We start from the raw sequence: 16472 nt of genomic DNA on the forward strand, positions 1-16472 counted from the left end.
GGTCAGTCGATTCCGTGGCTCTGGAGCCACATTTCCAGGAGTCCCAGCTGCCACAGCTTGTTTCCGTTCAACGGGGTCAGTTCGGCGTTCGGGTCGGCGAGCAGCGCGTCGACGTAGTCGGCGCGGAACAGGTCGCGGCGGCGCGCCTCGGGCGCGGTGAGCGCGTCGCGTACCCGGTCGAGGAGCTTGTCCTCCAGGTGGGTGAGGCCCGGAACGGGGAAGTAGCCCTTCGGCCGGTCGATGACCTCGTGCGGCAGGACCCGGCGGCCGATCTCCTTGAGCACGCCCTTGCCGCCCTGGGCCAGCTTCAGCTCCGGCGGGCAGCTCGCGGCCAGCTCGACGAACTCGTGGTCGAGGAACGGCACCCGGGCCTCCAGCCCGTGCGCCATGGTCATGTTGTCGACCCGCTTGACCGGGTCGTCGGTGAGCATGACCTGCGTGTCGATGCGCAGGCCCGCGTCCACCGCGGTCGCCGCGCCGGGCCGGGCCATGTGGACGGCCACGAACTCCCGCGCCGGGTCGCCGTCGGCCAGCCACGCCGGGTTGAGCACCCGGGCCAGGCCGGCCGCGTCGCGGTCGAAGAACGCCTTCGCGTACGTCTCGAGCGCCCGCTCCCGGTCCACCCCGGCCAGCGGCGGGTACCAGTGGTAGCCGCCCAGGATCTCGTCCGCGCCCTGGCCGGACTGCACCACCTTGACGTGCCGGGCGACCTCCTGGCTGAGCAGCCAGAACGCCACGCAGTCGTGGCTGACCATGGGCTCGCTCATCGCGACGACGGCGGCCTCCAGCGGCGGCAGCAGGTCGCCGGTGGGCACCCGGATCTGGTGGTGGTCGGTGCCGAAGGTCTTCGCCACCAGGTCGGAGTAGACGAACTCGTCGCCCTCCCGGCCGCCGACCGCGTCGAAGCCGATGGAGAAGGTGGCCAGCCCGGACTGTCCCTCGCCGGCCAGCAGCGCGACGACCAGGCTGGAGTCGAGCCCGCCGGAGAGCAGCACGCCCACCGGCACGTCGGCCACCATGCGGCGGCGGACGGCGGTGGTCAGCGACTCCAGCAGCGCGTCCTGCCAGTCCCGTTCGGACCAGCCGGAGCGCTCGGCGGCGCGGGTGAAGGACGGGTCCCAGTAGACCCGGTCGTGGGTGGAGCCGTCCGGCTCGTACACCCGGACCGTGGCCGGGGGGAGCTTGGCGACGCCGCGCAGGATGGTCCGCGGCGGCGGCACGATGCTGTGGAAGCTCAGGTAGTGGGCGAGCGCCACGGGGTCGATGCCCGTGTCGACGCCACCGGCCGCGAGCAGCGCCGGCAGGGTCGAGGCGAAGCGCACCACGCCGGGGGTCTCGGCCAGGTAGAGCGGCTTGATGCCGAGCCGGTCCCGGGCCAGGATCAGGCGGCCGGTGTCCCGCTCGCTGATCGCTACCGCGAACATGCCGACCAGGTGGTCGACGAAGTCGAGCCCCCACTCGGCGTACGCCTTGACCACGACCTCGCTGTCGCCCGCCGAGAAGAAGCGGTGCCCCCTGGCCTGCAACTCCTCACGCAGCTCGCGGTAGTTGTAGATGCAGCCGTTGAAGACGCCGGTGAGTCCGGCGGCCGGGTCGACCAGGGGCTGGCCGCTGGCGGCCGAGAGGTCGATGATCTTCAGGCGTCGGTGTCCGAGCGCTGTCCGTCCCTGGGACCAGACGCCACTGTCGTCGGGCCCTCGGTCACTCATCGTGGCCGCCATCCGCTCCACGGCCGACACGTCGGCCCGTGAACCGTCACGGCGGAACTCTCCCGCTAGTCCGCACATGCGGGCCCATGCTGCCAGAGGTTGTTGCGGTTTGCCTGTTGAGACGATGACAGTCGTGTGACCGTTCGCTATCATGCGCCGCTACCGACGGTAGCCACCGCCTCGGACCGGCGATTACTGGCCCGCAGGCGACCGATGCCGGAAATGTGCCGGGCCCGCGTTGTGAGGAACACCGCAGGCCCGGGATCGGACGTTCCGGTCGCTCAGGCGGTACGCGCCACGCCGACCGGGCAGCTCAGCCCGTTGGGGCCGTGGTTGCAGTACCCGTTCGGGTTCTTGGTTCCTGACGGACGGTGCACTACTGTCGACCCATGATCACCGCTCGCCCCGCCGCCTACGTACGTCAGTCGACCGCACGCGCGAACAAGTCCGAGGCATCCCCGGCAACCCAACGCACCGCGACCACCGAGCGCGCCAACCACGACCACCCCGGCGCAAGCGTCCGCATGTTCGAGGACATCGACCGATCCGGCTTCCAAGCCGGCGTAGTGCGTGAGGCGTACGACCAGATGGTAGCGGCGATCAAGGCCGGCGAAATCACGCACTTGTATGTCTTCTACGTCTCCCGCCTGACGCGCCAAGATCCGCGCATCGCGCTTGCGGAGTGGCTGCCGCTGCTGGCCGGTGGCCTGACCATTGTCAGCATCACCGAAGGCACATTCGGCCCAGATAACACCATGGATCTGATCCACCTTCTTTTGCGAATGGATGCGGCGCACAACGAATCCAAGAACAAGTCGGCCGCCGTGAAAGCCGCAAAGGCCCTCGCGCACGCTGCCGGGGGACACGTCGGCAACCCCCCGTTTGGATTCACCACCGTCGAGCGGATGGCCCGGACCCCCGCCGGTGACCCCGTGGCCATCCGCGCCCTGGTCATCGAGCCGACCGAGGCCCGCGCGCTGCGGGTGGCCGTCCGCGCCGTGCTGCTCGGTCACGCCGTGCATGCCGTGGCCCGCTACTTCGACCGGCGGGGCATCCGCACGCGCGGCGCGAAGGTGGGCCGCTCCCGCGCGTCGGGTGCCTGGTCGGACCGGAACCTAAACCAACGCCTGCGAGACCCCCGCATCGCTGGCCTGCCGGCCGTCGCCGTGCTCGATGACCGGGGCAACACGGTCGGCTACCGCACCGCGTACGACATGGAAGACGCCCGCGTACTCCCGCCGCCGGCCGAGCCGATCATCACCACCGATGAGTTCTGGCGTCTGCAAGCCATCCTCACCGGCCGCACCCGGCCGCCGCGCCAGCCGGCCGACGAGCCGGCCCTACTCTCGGGTCTGGGCATCCTGTGGTGTGAGTGCGGGTACCGGATGAAGGCGCGTCGGTTCGTCGCAAACGCCAGCCTGGCGAATCGAGACGCCTACATGTGCACCGCCCCGGCGGGCCGGCACTCCAACACGATCAGCCTGACCGCCCTCGATGGCTGGGTCCGCATGCGTATCGACCGCCTGCTCAGCTCGATCGATCCGGCCGACGAGGACCAGACCACCGCCTTGATCCTGGCCGAGGCGACCCGCCGCTACGGCGCAGCGACCGCGACGCCGGAGACGGCCGTGCAGCGCGCCGCCGTGGCCGCCGAGCTGGCCGACGCATCCGCCGCCCTCGATCAGCAGTCCGAGGCCCTGGGGACCGCCACCGGTGCCGCCGCCGCAGCGCTTACCCGCGCCGTCACGGCGACCGGTGCCCGCGTCGATGCCCTGTCCGCCCGCCTGGCCGAGCTGGACGAGCAGGCCACCGCCAAGCTGCCGCTGGACCTCTGGACCTCCAGCGCCTACGGCGACGAACAGACGTGGTGGGATGCCGCCACGGTGGGGGAGCGGCGAGACTTCGTGACCCTGTTCGTTGACCGGATCACGGTCCGCCGCGCGGCATCCAAGGGTGGCCGCCCCACCAAGGCCGACCCGTGGGGCACCGTCAACGCCCGCGTAGGACTGGACTGGGCCGGCACGGCATAGGCCGCCCGCCCCGCCCGTCAACAAGTGGCCCGCTCAGACCGCCTGAGCGGGCCGCCGTCTGTCTGCCCTCCCCGTCCACCCGGACGGCACCCACAGCCGGCAGCGACCCGCACAGCCCGTTCCCGATGCCATCCCGCCGCAACCCCCGGCCGCTGGTCGGCAGCGCCCCCGGCCCCGGAAACCCCGGTTTATCTGCGTAGTGCCGCAGCTATGCCGGGGTTTCGCTCAACGGGCCTCGCGCCTCGCTTTCCTTGCTGTCTACTCTGTCCCCTTTACCCCCCTCTACCCCTTCTCTTATTACCCTTTGTAACTACTATAGGCCACTATAGTCACTGAAAGTAACTTCGGGCACCGTCCGCTGCGCCTGCGCCCTCCGAAAACCCCCGTCTAGCTGCGGCGGGGTGCAGACGCCGGCACCCGAAACCCCCGTCTAGCCGCGGCACGGCACAGGTAACCGGGGGTTTCCGTCAGGCCACCGGGTAGTTGGGCCGCCCCCCGCTGCGCCGGCACCCGACCCCCGCAACCCACCGGCCGCCGGCAGCCGGGCCGCGCCCGCCGCCGCCCTTACGCCGGTTCGGACTTATAGGTTGCGCCCCCGCTGCGCCGCTCCCCGGATCAGATCCGCCCCGCCGGCAGCCTGTAGAGCACTTTGGTAACGGTCAGGTAACGACATTGAGCGCGCCTGCCCGGCCGGTGCCCGCCTGAGTGCCGTTGTCCGGTTCTCGGCTTCCCGTCTGTAGGACGTAACCAACGAGAGCAGTCGCGCTCGCGCCCCGCCCGCCCCGGTACCTCCGTAACGGTCAGGTAACGACATTGAGCCCCCCTGCCCGGCCGGTGGCCGCCTGAGCGCCGTTGTCCGGTTCTCGGCTGCCACCTCTGCGGGACATACGCAACGGAAGCAATAACGGTCGGCCCCCGCAGGCCCCGCCACCTACCCCCGAAGGACCGCCCACCATGGACACCACAAGCGAATCCCCTCCGCAAGCGTCGCCTGACCCGCGAGCGTGTCCGCCGCTACCGCGCCCGCAGCGCCGCCCGCATCGCCGCCGGCACCCCGCAGACCGCCGGCCGCCGTCCGGTGCATGCCACCCCCGAGCGCCGCGCCGGCCGCGTCTTCGCCCGCTGGTCCCCATGTGGCGGCATGTGCCCGCTGTTCAAGGGTGACGCCCCGGCGCACGAGCAGCCGAACGGCGGAAGGCCCGAGCAGGTGCGTATGCCCAACGGCACCGTGCCCGCCCGCAGCGCCTATGGGCTCGGCTACCGCACCCCGGCCGAGACCGAGGAAGCCAGCCGCTCTGCGCGCGCTGAGTTCGGTCTGACCGATGTGGGCGGCAACGGCGGATACTCCATCAACACCCTGTCACGGTGAGTGACGTTTCCCCACACCCGGAGCGTGTAACGCTCAGAACATAGGTAGAGGGAAGACAGACCCCGCCGCACGACCGCCCGAGACGGGCGGACCCCCGCGCACCGCGACGAACGGCAGCCCGTCGCGCGCCCCTCGACCCCGCCCGGTCATGAGTGGACCGATCTTGGCTGCCGCCTGTAGATCGGTCCGCCCATGTCCGGGCGGTTTCGCCGTCCCCGGCGAGCACAGACCCAGACGCACCACCGAGGGAGAGGAACAGCCGATGCCGACCGCTACCGCGACCGCCCGCCCGCGCCCACTGACTGACGACGCCACCCGCACGTTCACCAGCCTGGTTCACAAGCTGGACGCCGAGCTGCGTGCCGCCGGTCGCCGCTGACCCTCCCCGCCCCGGTCCTGACCGGAAACCCCGCACCGTGCCTTGTCGCAGAGGCGTCGGAGCGGCCCCACCCCGCACCACCCGAAAGACCAGCGCCCGTGCGCTATGGCCGACTGCGACCGGCCGTAGCCCACGGGCGCTTTTTCGTACCCACCCCCGAAAGAGGTGCCTACCGTGTACCCCGACGACGACTACCGCCTGACCCCTCGCGAGCAGCGCGAAGAACGCTACGCCGAAACCGGCGTGTGGGCCGACGCCCTGACCCCCGCCGAGCGTTCCGCCGCCTACGTCATCGAGGCGTGGTTGTGCGACGAATCGACGCTGCGCCACCTCGCCGGCCGGTTCATCAGCCGTGACGACCTGTTCCACGCCTACCGCCGCACCTTGTCCGTGCTGAACCTGTCCTCGACCACCGAGTTCGTGACCGAGTTCCCCGGCCACCGCACCGACGACCGACACCGGTACGCCGGCCGCGTGACGCCGCAGCGTGGCCCGACCGCTGGCCGGACGTACACCGCTGGTCCGCGTGAGTTCATCGCCGTTGCCCGGCTGTACCTCATGGGGTCGACCACGCACCGCACGCGAGGGTGGTTCGGCGTCGGCTCGTGGCGTGGTCAGCCGATCTACGCGCCCGATGGCCGCTCGACCATCACCGTGCGGGATCGCTCGCTAATCCGACCGTCCGACGTTCCGATGTGGGACCGCTGATGGCCGCGCGAATCCTCCACACGCTCGCCCGGCTCGCCGCCGCGTGCCTGGCACCGTCGCCGCTCGGCCGCTCGACGCCGCAGACGTGGACGGCCCCCGATGAGCGCCGCTCTACACCCGCTTGGAGTCTCCCCGATGCCTCACCCGCTGACCGCCATTCACGTCTCGCCCGAGCGCCGGCACGAGCTGCTGATGGCGTCCGACTTTCGCTGTGAGGCCGACGGATGCGGCCACCGGGCCGGGTACGTAGCGATCCTGTCGACCGGTGAGATCGGCACCGCGTGCGGAGTCTGCGCCACCCCGCCCCGCGCGCCGCTCGGCGTGGCCGGCTAGCACCCCGGCCGCCGCTGGTAGACCGCCGCGCGCTCTTGAGGAAGGTAGCGCGCGGACATGGCGCGCCCCCCGGTCGCAACTCCTGAATGCGACCGGGGGCGCAGCGCCGCCCCCACATACCCCGCCGCCGGTCGGATACCGGCGCCCCCGCTCGCGCTGCCAACGGAGTGATCCGCGAGCAATGAAAGGGACACCCCGTGTCCATCGATTTCCCCAACCTCGACACCGCCGTCACGCAGACCAGCCATGGCACCGAACACCTCGCCAAGCCGGGCCGCCGCGCGCCGCACCTGCCGCCGTTCGTTGACGAGATCGCCGCCGAGGTGCCCGAGGTGGCCGCCGCGCTCGACAAGCTGACCGCAGCCGTTGAGGCCCTGGAGGCGTCCGCCGACAAGATGGACGATCTGGCGGACGAGTACGCCGACGACAAGGCCGAGGTGAAGGCCGCCGCGCTGGCCGGCAAGGTGAGGCAGCCCAAGCCGGATGTGTTCTGGGAGGCCCGCCGCGATGAGATCATCGCCGCGCACCGCGCCCTGATGCCGCCGGCTGTGAACGCGTAGTTTGCGCTGGTCGAGGTGGTTACCCCGTACGTCGAGGAGCGCAAGGAGCGCGACCGGGACGAGATCCGCCACATGGCCGACCGGCTGGCCGTGCTGATTGGCCGCTCGACCCCGTACGACCAACACAGCACCGTTGCGGACGGCTTTTTGCCGCTGGGCAACGTGGCGAACATCCTGCGCGCGCTGCGCGTGATTGCCGCCGGTAGTGCGCGATGACGCAGCGATACGACGCCAACGGCGAGCCTATGACCGCCGCCCAGGCCGCCGCCTGGGATGCCGAGGTGGACGCGAGATTCGCCGCCGTCCGGGCCGAGCAGGAGGCCGCCGAGCAGCCGCCCGCGCCGGCCCGGTCCGCCGACGAGATCCGCCGGATGGCCCGCCAGATCAAGGGTTACGAGGCCGACAGCGCGACCGAACACATTCGAGACATCGCCAAGCGGATTCGAGGCCCCTTCTGATGGCTCAGCAACGCCACGACATCGGTTGGAAAAAGGCCCATCGCGAGGGTGCGCCGACCGCCGGGCGGGCCGCTGCGCGCCGCCGGGCCGCCAAGGCTGCCCGTGCGGCTGTCCTGTTCGCCCGCGCCGAGGCCGCCGAGCTGGCCGGGCAGTGGGCCGAAGAGTCCGCCATCCGTGCCCGTGCCCGCGCCGCCGAGGTCGCCCAGGCCGCGCCGGTGCCCGCGCCGCAGCCAGCCCCGCAGGACGCCACGTGCGCTCACTGCGGACGGGCTATGAGCCTGTGCAAGACGGGGCGCAGCAGGGCTTACTGCTCGGTTGCCTGCCGGAAGGCCGCCGCGCGCAACACCCCGCCCCTCGCGCTTTCGACCCCCCTGGGGAGGTGAATCCGATGAACCTGGATCACGCTATGGCCAATTTCTTCTATGCCGTGGAGACGTCCGGCCGGTCCCGCACTATCCGTCGGGCCGGCATGACCGATGAGGAGTTCTTCCGTGCCGAGGTAGCGGCAGGAACGCCTGATGAATTGGCGCGTCGGCTCGCCGGCCTGCCCGCTATTGAGCAGGGCAGCGACGACGAGAATGCGTGAGTGATGTGGTTGGTGTGGTTGCCTTGTTGCCTATCGGCAAGGCAACCACATCGACACGCCTTTGCCCACGTTGTCGACGCAGAACCATTCTTGCAGACGAGGCAATGTGCGCTGCCTGTTTGCATGCATTGTAGTTGAGCTAATGAATGCGATTAGCTGAATGGAGAATGTGCGAGCGAACGTATTGCGTCGTTCCTTTATGGAATTGCGCGCGTGCGTTCGCGCCGCCGTTCGCAGGGTCACGCACCCCCTGGGCAGGGCCTCCCCTGGCACCCACCAAAGCCCTCCCGGTAGGCATGGCAATTCTCTGTCAGCCCAGTAAAGGCTGAATTCCCAGAAAACCGCGGATTCCCATAATCCCGTATTGTTACCAATTAAGGAGTCCCCCAATGCACGACCATTCTTGCCGCGCGCCGTCCGGTGTGGACATGGGCAGCCGCTCGTGTGACGGCTGCTCGCGCTGGCTGTCGACCTCCCAGGTCAACGACGGCCGCGACTACTGCTGCGGCGAGTGCCGCGAGCGCAACACCAGGCGCACGCGATGAAGTTCTGCCCGCAGTGCAACACCGAGCGGCAACTCTCGTCGTTCGGCCGCGACCGCCGCACGGCGGACGGATACCGCCGGCTGTGCCGGCCGTGCCGCATTGAAAACCGCCGGCTACACGCCCGCGTGCGCCAGGCGATGCGCCGCCGGGACGGCGCCGCATGAGCCGCCCGGACGATCCCGCTCACGAGATCGGCCCGGCCCGCCCCGAGGCGGAGTTACCCGCTGTAGTATTCGTCGATCTCGTCCTTGGCCCTCTGTTCATTGTCAGTTGCCGCATCCACGGCGGCCAGGTAGTCCGAGACGCCGAGTAGCGCCTTATGGAACTCGCCGAGGTCGAGCCGGTCGACACCCAGCAACGCTGGCTGCCCATCCGTTCGGACGCTGTATCTGAATTCTTGGCCGTCGGCGTCGAGTTTCGCGAGCTGGGCTAGGACGCGGGTGACATGTCCAAGCTCCTTGTGCTGACCGTGGGCCGCGACAATCAGCGGGCGGACCTCGCCCCAAAGTGCGTCGATCTTGTGGTGTGACCGGTTAACCGACGGCTGCCCTTGGAGATGTCGGAGATCGTTTAGCAGGCTTTTGAGGTGCAGCTCTATGTGGTGACGCCAACAGTTAGCGAAGGGGTAGATGAGAAGGTCGTTGTCAAAACGGTAGCTGGCAATGTGCTTCGCCAGGACCTCAGCCGCGCGGCGATAGCCAGCCATTGGCCCATATGGGTTTCCACTCTGCCAGCCAATTAGGGCGTGATGCTGCCAGTTGTCCCCCATGGCGTGAAGGTCGCTGGCCTTTGACGGCCAAGCCGACTCTTGGTCGTGCAACCCCGTCTCGTGCTCTGCCACACTGGCCCCTTCGATCGATCAGCGCTTACATTCTCCGTTGCGTCCTGGGGCTTCGCCACCGGTATATATGTCCCGTCGCCGCCCCGCCCCGCCCCACCCCCGAGGAATCTCCATGTCGTTCCGCGCATCACCCGCGCACCTCGCCTACGCCCCGCCCGCCTACCCGTCGCACGACTACACGGGCGAGGGCGAAATCTTCACGATCCGCTGCGCCGGTGAGGTCGTCGGCCACCTCACCCGGAAGGACTGGCAGTCGATTGGCTGGCTTCCCCGGCCGGGCCTCAGCGAAGAGGCCGGGATCGTGCGCGAGGTCGTCGAGGACATCCTTCGCCAGTTCGCCCGCGACGGCCGCCCGATGGTCGACGCCCTGGCCGAGGTCCTCAACATGACCCAGCACGACCGGCCCGTGACCGGCCCGCTGGACGGCTTCCGGCACCCGCTGGCCGACGAGTAGCTCCTGCGATCTCTACCACGCATCGACGGCGGCCGCTAGCCAATGTCATCTTCGAGATAGATTAACTTCGAGCAGTGGTCGCGGCCATACACTCCGTACCCATGAAGGGTATTGGTCGCTACTGGGGATATCTGGCTTTCATCCTTCTCCTATCAGGCTGGTGGACGCGCAGCATGGGACCGGCCGCCCTGATCCTGCTTTCAGGCGCGGTCGCGTTCTACTTTCTGTTGCTGGCGCCGCTTTGGTGTGCGGCGATCAACCGGGACGGGACTCTGTGCCGCAACAACTCATCCGGCCTCCTCCTCGGATGCAGGCACCGGCAGCACAAGTTCCAGAAACTGAAGATGAGGTTTGTTCCCCAGGGCTGGGCACGAATGAACCGCGACCTCTGGACGTCCCCCCGCCAAGGCCTGGCGACCCTGGGCCTGCTTGTCGGCATCTTCTCCGGGATTGCCGGAGTGGTCCTCAAATAAGAAGTGACCGTTAGCCCCGTCGATGGATACGCTTGGCGGCCGTGACCACTCGCCAGCTCGTCCCGCTGCCCGTGCGACGGCACTTCCGTGACCTCGCTGCGAAGACCTCATCGCTGCGGTTGATCGCGGGCATGTGGGAGGACCAAGGCTTCGTCCCCTCCGGTGACCCAAACAACGAAGCAGGCGACCGGCGCACGCTGTGGCACGAGTACGAGGACAACGTCGACTGGACCGACCCCGCTCACGTGGCGAGGGTGCTCAGGGTGTACGAGACGCTGCTCGACGGGCTGGACGACGGCACGATCGACGCGGCGCGCAAGTTCCTGGACCGCCAAGGGTTCGACCTTGACGCGGACGGCAGGATCAAGCCGAAGCCAGACAGCTTCGCGGCCGCCGCCGCGAAGCTGCCCAGATCCTTGAACGCACTACGCGACCCGACCATGATCCTGGACTCGTTCGACAGGATCGACCGCGCGCTACCGACAGACCCGGCGCAGGCAATCGGCTCCGCGAAGGAGCTGATCGAGGCGACCGCGAAGACCGTCCTGATTGAGCTGGGCGTGCCGTTCGACGACAAGACGGCGAAGTTGCCAGCATTGATCGACCTCGCACAGCGTGCGCTGCTGCTGCACCCGCAAACGCGGGTGCCGGGACCGGACGGAAGCAACGCGGTTAAGCGCATCCTCGGCGGCTTGATCAGCATTGCCACCGGGCTCGGCGAACTGCGAAACGAGGGCTGGGGAACCGGGCACGCTCCAGCAGCGCCGCGCGTCGGCCTGCGTCCCCGTCACGCCCACCTTGCAGTCGGTGCGGCCCATACCTGGTGCCAACTCGTCCTCGACACTCTGGCCGACCCGGCGGCGCCATGGCGCAAGCAGGCGACCAGCGGCCTACCCGCGACGGCGACGACTTGACGCGGCCGAGCTGGCCGGCGCGCAGCACCGACCGGGAGCCCGCTGGACGCCGCCCCGTGACGTTCCCGACGGGCGCCTCCGTTCCTGTGGCTCCGCTTCCGACGACTTACCGCTCGTGCGCCGGCCTCGGCGCCCCCGCTGGACGCGGGCTGAGCAATTGGCGCAGCACATCGGGGCGGGCCGCCAGGATGGCGACTTGATCGCATCCGAGGCCTGCGCGAGTACCGCGGATCGAGATCGCCTCTATCTCGGCGCCGGAGTCGATCAGCTTCGCCAGCGTCCGGGCCTTCTGTTTGTTGACGTACGCGGCCATGTGCTGCCCGGTCGCGTCGTACACCGCCACGGCGTTTGCGTCGTACGGGTTGTCCGGCTCGCGGACGAGCCGCACCGGCTCGCCAGGGTGGAAGTTGCCTGCCCGGCACTCGGCCTGGTGGTGAGCTTCGCCGCGTAGCTGGGAAACGTAGACGCCCGCGCGAGACAGCCGGCGATCCGTCGGTCCGACGAGGAGGCCCGTGGCGTCCTCGCAGAGCCGCAGGACGTATTCGCCGCCCGTGTCGCGGTAGGGGATCAGGCGCAGCGCCGGGAGGCCGTCCGGACCGATGAACCGATCGAGGTTGCCGTCCTGCGGCGCGTACCACCTATCCGCGAGGCTGTCAGACTCTCCGGCTGGCTCCGGTACGGCTGGGCCTGGCATCGGCCGCTGCGCGGCTTCCTCGCTCGCCTCGTCCGACTGGCTTGCGCGCCCGAGCAGCCTATCCATGAATCCCATCGGCACACCCTCTCAGCCGATGCGTTGGCCCTCTACCCCTGGCGTCTCTGCGCGTCGGATACCGGACAGCCGAATCCGGCCGCGCCCGGGGTGGCGGGCGACGCCCTGGACGACGCGCGTGGACGGCAGGCGAGCCATGTGCGTTGTTGACGGGGATTATTGAGGAGGCCCCGTAGCCGCAGACACACGAACCCCCGGCGGCCCACATGGGCACCGGGGGTCGTCGTATGCGGCCCGCCGGCACCTCGATGCGTGCAGCCACCCGCGCCGCCGGCACGGCTACCGCAGATCACGACTCCACCTTGCAACCCGGTGCCACCGATCGCAGGGTCCGGCGTCTACGTGGCCGAATAGTCCCCGGCCGGCCGCTCCCCGCAGCGGCGGCCGGGGACGGTTGCGCCGCTCAGTTGCCGGTGCGGGCGACCCCTACCGGGCACGACATGCCGTTCGGGCCAATACCACACCATCCGTTAGGGTTCTTGGTCGGTGCCAGGTACTGCTGGTGGTAGTCCTCGGCGAAGTAGTAGTCGCCGAGCCGGGCGATCTCCGTGGTGATCTCACCCTTGCCGGCCCGCGCCACGATCGGCGCGAACGCGTCCCGCGAAGCCTGCGCCGTGGCCAGCTGCTCGTCGGTGGTGGCGTAGATCGCCGACCGGTACTGGGTGCCGACGTCGTTGCCCTGGCGCATGCCCTGGGTCGGGTCGTGGTTCTCCCAGAAGACCTTGAGCAGGTCCTCGTAGCTGATCTTCGACGGGTCGTAGACCACCTGGACCACCTCGGCGTGCCCGGTCATCCCCGAGCAGACCTCCTCGTACGTCGGGTTCGTGGTGTAGCCACCCGCGTAGCCGGCCGACGTGGTGATCACCCCCGGGAGGGTCCAGAACAGCCGCTCGGCGCCCCAGAAACAGCCCATCCCGAAGACGGCGACCTGCGCGCCCTCGGGGAAGGGACCCTTCAGCGAGGACGGCAGCACCTCGTGCCGGTCGGCGATCGGCATCGCGATCGGGCGGCCCGGCAGAGCCTGGTCGGGAGAGATCATCTCGGCCTTGATGCGGCGAAGGAACACGATGGGACTCCTCTCATGGCTTTCCCAGCGGGTTCAACAGCGCCGGTCCCCGGTTCCTTACCCGACGGTCCCGCGCTCAGGCCAGCGCGGCGGCGACCCGGGCGGCGAAGTCCTCGGCCTCGGCGTCGTCGGCGTAGCGGGTGCGCGGCCAGAAGAAGCCGCGCAACCCGTCGCCCTTGGTCCGCGGCACCACGTGGGTGTGCAGGTGCGGGACCGACTGCGACACCTTGTTGTTCATCGCCACGAACGTCCCGCCGGCCCCCAGGCCGGCCTCCACCGCCACGGCGAGCCGCTGCACCAGCCGGAAGTAGCCGGGCAGCGCGTCGGCCGGCAGGTCGGCCAGGGTGACCAGGTGCGTGCGCGGCACCACCAGCACGTGGCCCTTGAACACCGGCCGGGTGTCCAGAAAGGCCACCCCGTCCGCCTCGTCGGCGACCCGGAACGCCGGCACCTCGCCCGCCACGATCCCGCAGAACACGCACCCAGCCACCCGCCCAGGCTAGGGGCTGCCCCACGATCCTGCCGGTCCCCGCGCCGATCTTGCCGACCTGACGTTCACCTGAAGCGGCAACTCGCCAAGATCCATACCTCGGCGCTTCGGTCGAGGTCTCCGAGCCGGTATGGCCGACCGGTCGGACAACCTCCTGGTTGTGACCCGCGGGCGGGTTCCACGCGGTGGGACGGGCGGGCGGACTAACGTCTCGGGAATGAGTCACGGCTTCGAGACGCTCGCCATCCACGCCGGTCAGGACCCCGAGGCCCGCACCGGCGCGGTGATCCCGCCGATCTATCAGACCAGCACCTACGCCCAGGACGCCGTCGGCGCGCCCCGGGAGGGCTACGAGTACAGCCGCTCCGGCAATCCCACCCGGGACGCGCTTCAGGAGTGCCTGGCCGCGCTGGAGGGCGGGCCCGTGGGGCTCGCCTTCGCCAGCGGCCTGGCCGCCGAGGACACCCTGCTGCGGACCGTCTGCAAGCCGGGCGACCACGTGGTGATCCCGGACGACGCCTACGGCGGCACCTACCGGCTCTTCGCCAAGGTGGCCGAGCGTTGGGGGCTGGACTACACCCCGGCCCGGGTCTCCGACCCCGACGCGGTCCGGGCCGCGATCCGTCCCGGCGCCACGCGGATCGTCTGGGTGGAGACCCCGACCAACCCGCTGCTCGGCATCGCCGACATCGCCGCGCTGGCCGCCGTCGCGCACGAGGCCGACGCGCTGCTGGTGGTCGACAACACCTTCGCCTCGCCGTACCTCCAGCAGCCGATCGCGTTCGGCGCGGACGTGGTGGTCCACTCGACCACCAAGTACATCGGCGGACACTCCGACGTGGTCGGTGGCGCCCTCGTCGCCGCCGACCGGGCGCTCGGCGAGGAACTGCGCTACCACCAGAACGCGATGGGCGCCGTCAACGGCCCGTTCGACGCCTGGCTCACCCTGCGCGGCATCAAGACCCTCGGGGTACGGATGGACCGGCACTGCGACAACGCCGAGCGGATCGCCGCCTACCTGGACGGTCACGCCAAGGTCGCGCAGGTCATCTACCCGGGCCTGCCGGCGCACCCGGGTCACGAGGTGGCCGCCAAGCAGATGCGCCGGTTCGGCGGGATGATCTCCTTCCGCGCGGCGGGCGGCGAGGAGCACGCCGTGGAGATCTGCAACCGGGCGAAGCTCTTCGTGCTCGCCGAGTCGCTCGGCGGGGTCGAATCGCTCATCGAGCACCCGGGGCGGATGACACACGCGAGCGCTGCCGGCTCGCCGCTTGAAGTTCCCGGCGATCTCGTGCGACTGTCTGTCGGCATCGAGACGGTCGACGACCTGCTCGCCGATCTGGAGCAGGCGCTGGGCTGACGCTGGCTGGGGAGGATGGCCGTGCAGGACATCATGCCGACGACCTGGGTGGGGGCGACCGCGAAGCAGATCGCCCGCGGCGTACGCCGGGGTGACGTCTCCGCCACCCAGGTCGTGGCCGACCACCTGGACCACATCGCCCGGGCCGACGCCGAGCTGGCCGCGTTCCGCGCGGTACGCGGCGGCGAGGCGATCACCGAGGCGGAGAAGGTCGACGAGCAGGAGGACCTGGCCAACCTCCCCCTGGCCGGCGTGCCGGTGGCGGTCAAGGAGAACACCCCGGTCGCCGGCCTGCCGACGTGGAACGGGTCGGCCGCGGTGCGTACCCCGGTGGCGGAGGCCGACCACGAGGTGGTCCGCCGGCTGCGCGGCGCGGGCGCGGTGATCCTCGGGGTGACCCGGATGCCGGAGCTGGGCCTGTGGGCCCTCACCGACGACGAGACCGGGGTGACCCGCAACCCCTGGGACCTGACGCGGACCCCCGGCGGCTCCTCCGGCGGCGCGGCCGCCGCGGTGGCCGCCGGGCTGGTGCCGATGGCGCACGCCAACGACGGCCTCGGCTCGATCCGCATCCCGGCGGCCTGCTGCGGGCTGGTCGGGCTCAAGCCCGGCCGGGGCGTGGTGCCCTGCCAGCTCGGCGCGGACGACTGGTTCGGCCTGACCGAGCACGGCGTGCTGACCGGCACGGTGGCGGACGCGGCGGTCGGCTTCTCGGTGCTGGCCGGGCGCCGCCCGGACAAGCTGGTCCCGCCGCCGCGGCTGCGGGTCGGCGTCTCGCTGCGCTCCCCGGTGCGCGGCGTCTCGCCGGACGCGCCGAACCGGGACGCGGTCGCCGCCGCCGGCCGGCTGCTCGCCGCCGCCGGTCACGACACCGTTCCCGCCGACCCGGTCTACCCGACCCGGCTCGGCCTGCAGGGCATCGCCACCTGGTTCGCCGCGGCCGCCAGCGAGGTGCAGGCCGCGGGGGTGGAGCGGCGCGGCCTCCAGCGGCGCAGCCGCCGGCACGTCACGCTCGGCGAGTGGGCGCAGCGCCGGGGGTACGTGCGCGAGGCCGACCGGGCCGCCTGGCGCGAGCGGTCGGTGAACTTCTTCGCCGACCACTCGGTCGACCTGCTGCTCACCCCGGCGCTGGCCGGCCCGCCGCCGGAGGCCGCCGGCTGGTCCGGCCGCTCCTGGCTGGCGAACATGAAGGCCAACATCCGGTACGCCCCGTACGCCGCGCCCTGGAACATCGCCGGGTTGCCGGCGATCGTGGTGCCGGTCGGCCGCCGCCCGGACGGCCTGCCGGTCGCCGTGCAGTTCGTCGGTCCGCCCGGCTCGGAGCTGCTGCTGCTCGGCGTCGCCGGCCAGTTCGAGATGCAGGCGCCGTGGCAGCGGCACGCCCCCGGCTACCCCCGGGTCGGGACGGGGTCGCCGGCCCACGCATGA

Annotated in this window: 19 protein-coding genes and 1 pseudogene; 14 read left to right on the plus strand and 6 right to left on the minus strand. The window is 70.4% G+C overall.

The genetic code is table 11. The annotated features are described in order from the left end of the window. Positions 1-2 precede the first annotated feature (2 nt). Together AC0OLQ_RS05630 and AC0OLQ_RS05635 are read right to left on the minus strand one after the other, a co-directional pair. On the minus strand, positions 3-1787 hold the full coding sequence (locus AC0OLQ_RS05630) for an N-acetylglutaminylglutamine amidotransferase (RefSeq protein WP_484530452.1): 1785 nt from the start codon (positions 1785-1787) through the stop codon (positions 3-5). Positions 1788-1990: 203 nt separating this feature from the next. Then, positions 1991-2068 (minus strand): annotated as a pseudogene (locus AC0OLQ_RS05635) (peptide-methionine (S)-S-oxide reductase MsrA); the annotation flags it as partial. Positions 2069-2098: 30 nt separating this feature from the next. Here AC0OLQ_RS05635 and AC0OLQ_RS05640 point away from each other — a divergent pair. The 9 genes from AC0OLQ_RS05640 (at position 2099) to AC0OLQ_RS05680 (ending at position 8132) form a co-directional block, all read left to right on the plus strand. Further along, positions 2099-3739 carry a recombinase family protein gene (locus tag AC0OLQ_RS05640; protein ID WP_484530453.1) on the plus strand — a complete coding sequence of 547 codons (1641 nt, stop codon included), beginning with the start codon at positions 2099-2101 and terminating at the stop codon, positions 3737-3739. 1141 nt (positions 3740-4880) lie between these two features. Next, positions 4881-5108 carry a hypothetical protein gene (locus tag AC0OLQ_RS05645; protein ID WP_484530454.1) on the plus strand — a complete coding sequence of 76 codons (228 nt, stop codon included), beginning with the start codon at positions 4881-4883 and terminating at the stop codon, positions 5106-5108. A gap of 553 nt (positions 5109-5661) precedes the next feature. Further along, positions 5662-6195 (plus strand): hypothetical protein, encoded by a 534-nt coding sequence (locus AC0OLQ_RS05650; RefSeq protein ID WP_484530455.1) that lies wholly within the window; start codon positions 5662-5664, stop codon positions 6193-6195. Between the two features lie 135 nt (positions 6196-6330). After that, positions 6331-6528: a hypothetical protein gene (locus AC0OLQ_RS05655; RefSeq protein WP_484530456.1), complete on the plus strand. Its 198-nt coding sequence runs from the start codon at positions 6331-6333 to the stop codon at positions 6526-6528. Positions 6529-6725: 197 nt separating this feature from the next. Beyond that, a complete protein-coding gene (locus AC0OLQ_RS05660; RefSeq protein ID WP_484530457.1) occupies positions 6726-7088 on the plus strand; it encodes a hypothetical protein in 363 nt (120 codons plus the stop codon). A gap of 15 nt (positions 7089-7103) precedes the next feature. Beyond that, positions 7104-7304, plus strand: a complete 201-nt coding sequence (locus tag AC0OLQ_RS05665; RefSeq protein WP_484530458.1) for a hypothetical protein — start codon at positions 7104-7106, stop codon at positions 7302-7304. Then, positions 7301-7546, plus strand: a complete 246-nt coding sequence (locus AC0OLQ_RS05670) for a hypothetical protein (protein ID WP_484530459.1) — start codon at positions 7301-7303, stop codon at positions 7544-7546. Before AC0OLQ_RS05665 ends, AC0OLQ_RS05670 begins: the two co-directional genes overlap by 4 nt. After that, the gene (locus AC0OLQ_RS05675) at positions 7546-7929 is read left to right on the plus strand and encodes a hypothetical protein (protein ID WP_484530460.1); all 384 of its coding nucleotides are present in this window, start codon (positions 7546-7548) and stop codon (positions 7927-7929) included. The genes AC0OLQ_RS05670 and AC0OLQ_RS05675 overlap by 1 nt, the downstream gene beginning before the upstream one ends. A gap of 5 nt (positions 7930-7934) precedes the next feature. Beyond that, a complete protein-coding gene (locus AC0OLQ_RS05680; protein ID WP_484530461.1) occupies positions 7935-8132 on the plus strand; it encodes a hypothetical protein in 198 nt (65 codons plus the stop codon). 762 nt (positions 8133-8894) lie between these two features. Here AC0OLQ_RS05680 and AC0OLQ_RS05685 read toward each other — a convergent pair. Then, a complete protein-coding gene (locus AC0OLQ_RS05685; RefSeq protein ID WP_484530462.1) occupies positions 8895-9518 on the minus strand; it encodes a hypothetical protein in 624 nt (207 codons plus the stop codon). A gap of 112 nt (positions 9519-9630) precedes the next feature. On the opposite strand from AC0OLQ_RS05685, the gene AC0OLQ_RS05690 reads away from it, so the two are divergent. From AC0OLQ_RS05690 to AC0OLQ_RS05700, 3 genes are all read left to right on the plus strand, one after another. Then, positions 9631-9972, plus strand: coding sequence for a hypothetical protein (locus tag AC0OLQ_RS05690; protein ID WP_484530463.1), 342 nt, complete (start codon positions 9631-9633; stop codon positions 9970-9972). A gap of 101 nt (positions 9973-10073) precedes the next feature. After that, positions 10074-10445, plus strand: coding sequence for a hypothetical protein (locus AC0OLQ_RS05695; RefSeq protein ID WP_484530464.1), 372 nt, complete (start codon positions 10074-10076; stop codon positions 10443-10445). A 41-nt stretch (positions 10446-10486) separates the two neighbouring features. Next, positions 10487-11359, plus strand: coding sequence for an abortive infection family protein (locus AC0OLQ_RS05700; RefSeq protein WP_484530465.1), 873 nt, complete (start codon positions 10487-10489; stop codon positions 11357-11359). A 106-nt stretch (positions 11360-11465) separates the two neighbouring features. Here the strand turns inward: AC0OLQ_RS05700 and AC0OLQ_RS05705 are convergent, their stop codons facing one another. From AC0OLQ_RS05705 to AC0OLQ_RS05715, 3 genes are all read right to left on the minus strand, one after another. Further along, positions 11466-12128 carry an HIRAN domain-containing protein gene (locus tag AC0OLQ_RS05705; protein ID WP_484530466.1) on the minus strand — a complete coding sequence of 221 codons (663 nt, stop codon included), beginning with the start codon at positions 12126-12128 and terminating at the stop codon, positions 11466-11468. Positions 12129-12531: 403 nt separating this feature from the next. Then, the gene (gene msrA / locus AC0OLQ_RS05710) at positions 12532-13194 is read right to left on the minus strand and encodes a peptide-methionine (S)-S-oxide reductase MsrA (protein WP_484530467.1); all 663 of its coding nucleotides are present in this window, start codon (positions 13192-13194) and stop codon (positions 12532-12534) included. 76 nt (positions 13195-13270) lie between these two features. Beyond that, positions 13271-13684 carry an HIT family protein gene (locus AC0OLQ_RS05715; RefSeq protein ID WP_484530468.1) on the minus strand — a complete coding sequence of 138 codons (414 nt, stop codon included), beginning with the start codon at positions 13682-13684 and terminating at the stop codon, positions 13271-13273. A gap of 217 nt (positions 13685-13901) precedes the next feature. Between AC0OLQ_RS05715 and AC0OLQ_RS05720 the strand changes: the two genes are divergently transcribed. Beyond that, the gene (locus tag AC0OLQ_RS05720) at positions 13902-15044 is read left to right on the plus strand and encodes a cystathionine gamma-synthase (RefSeq protein WP_484530469.1); all 1143 of its coding nucleotides are present in this window, start codon (positions 13902-13904) and stop codon (positions 15042-15044) included. A gap of 15 nt (positions 15045-15059) precedes the next feature. After that, entirely contained in the window at positions 15060-16472 is a 1413-nt protein-coding gene (locus tag AC0OLQ_RS05725) for an amidase (RefSeq protein WP_484530470.1), read from the plus strand.

Source organism: Micromonospora sp. Utrum1 (assembly GCF_057197805.1).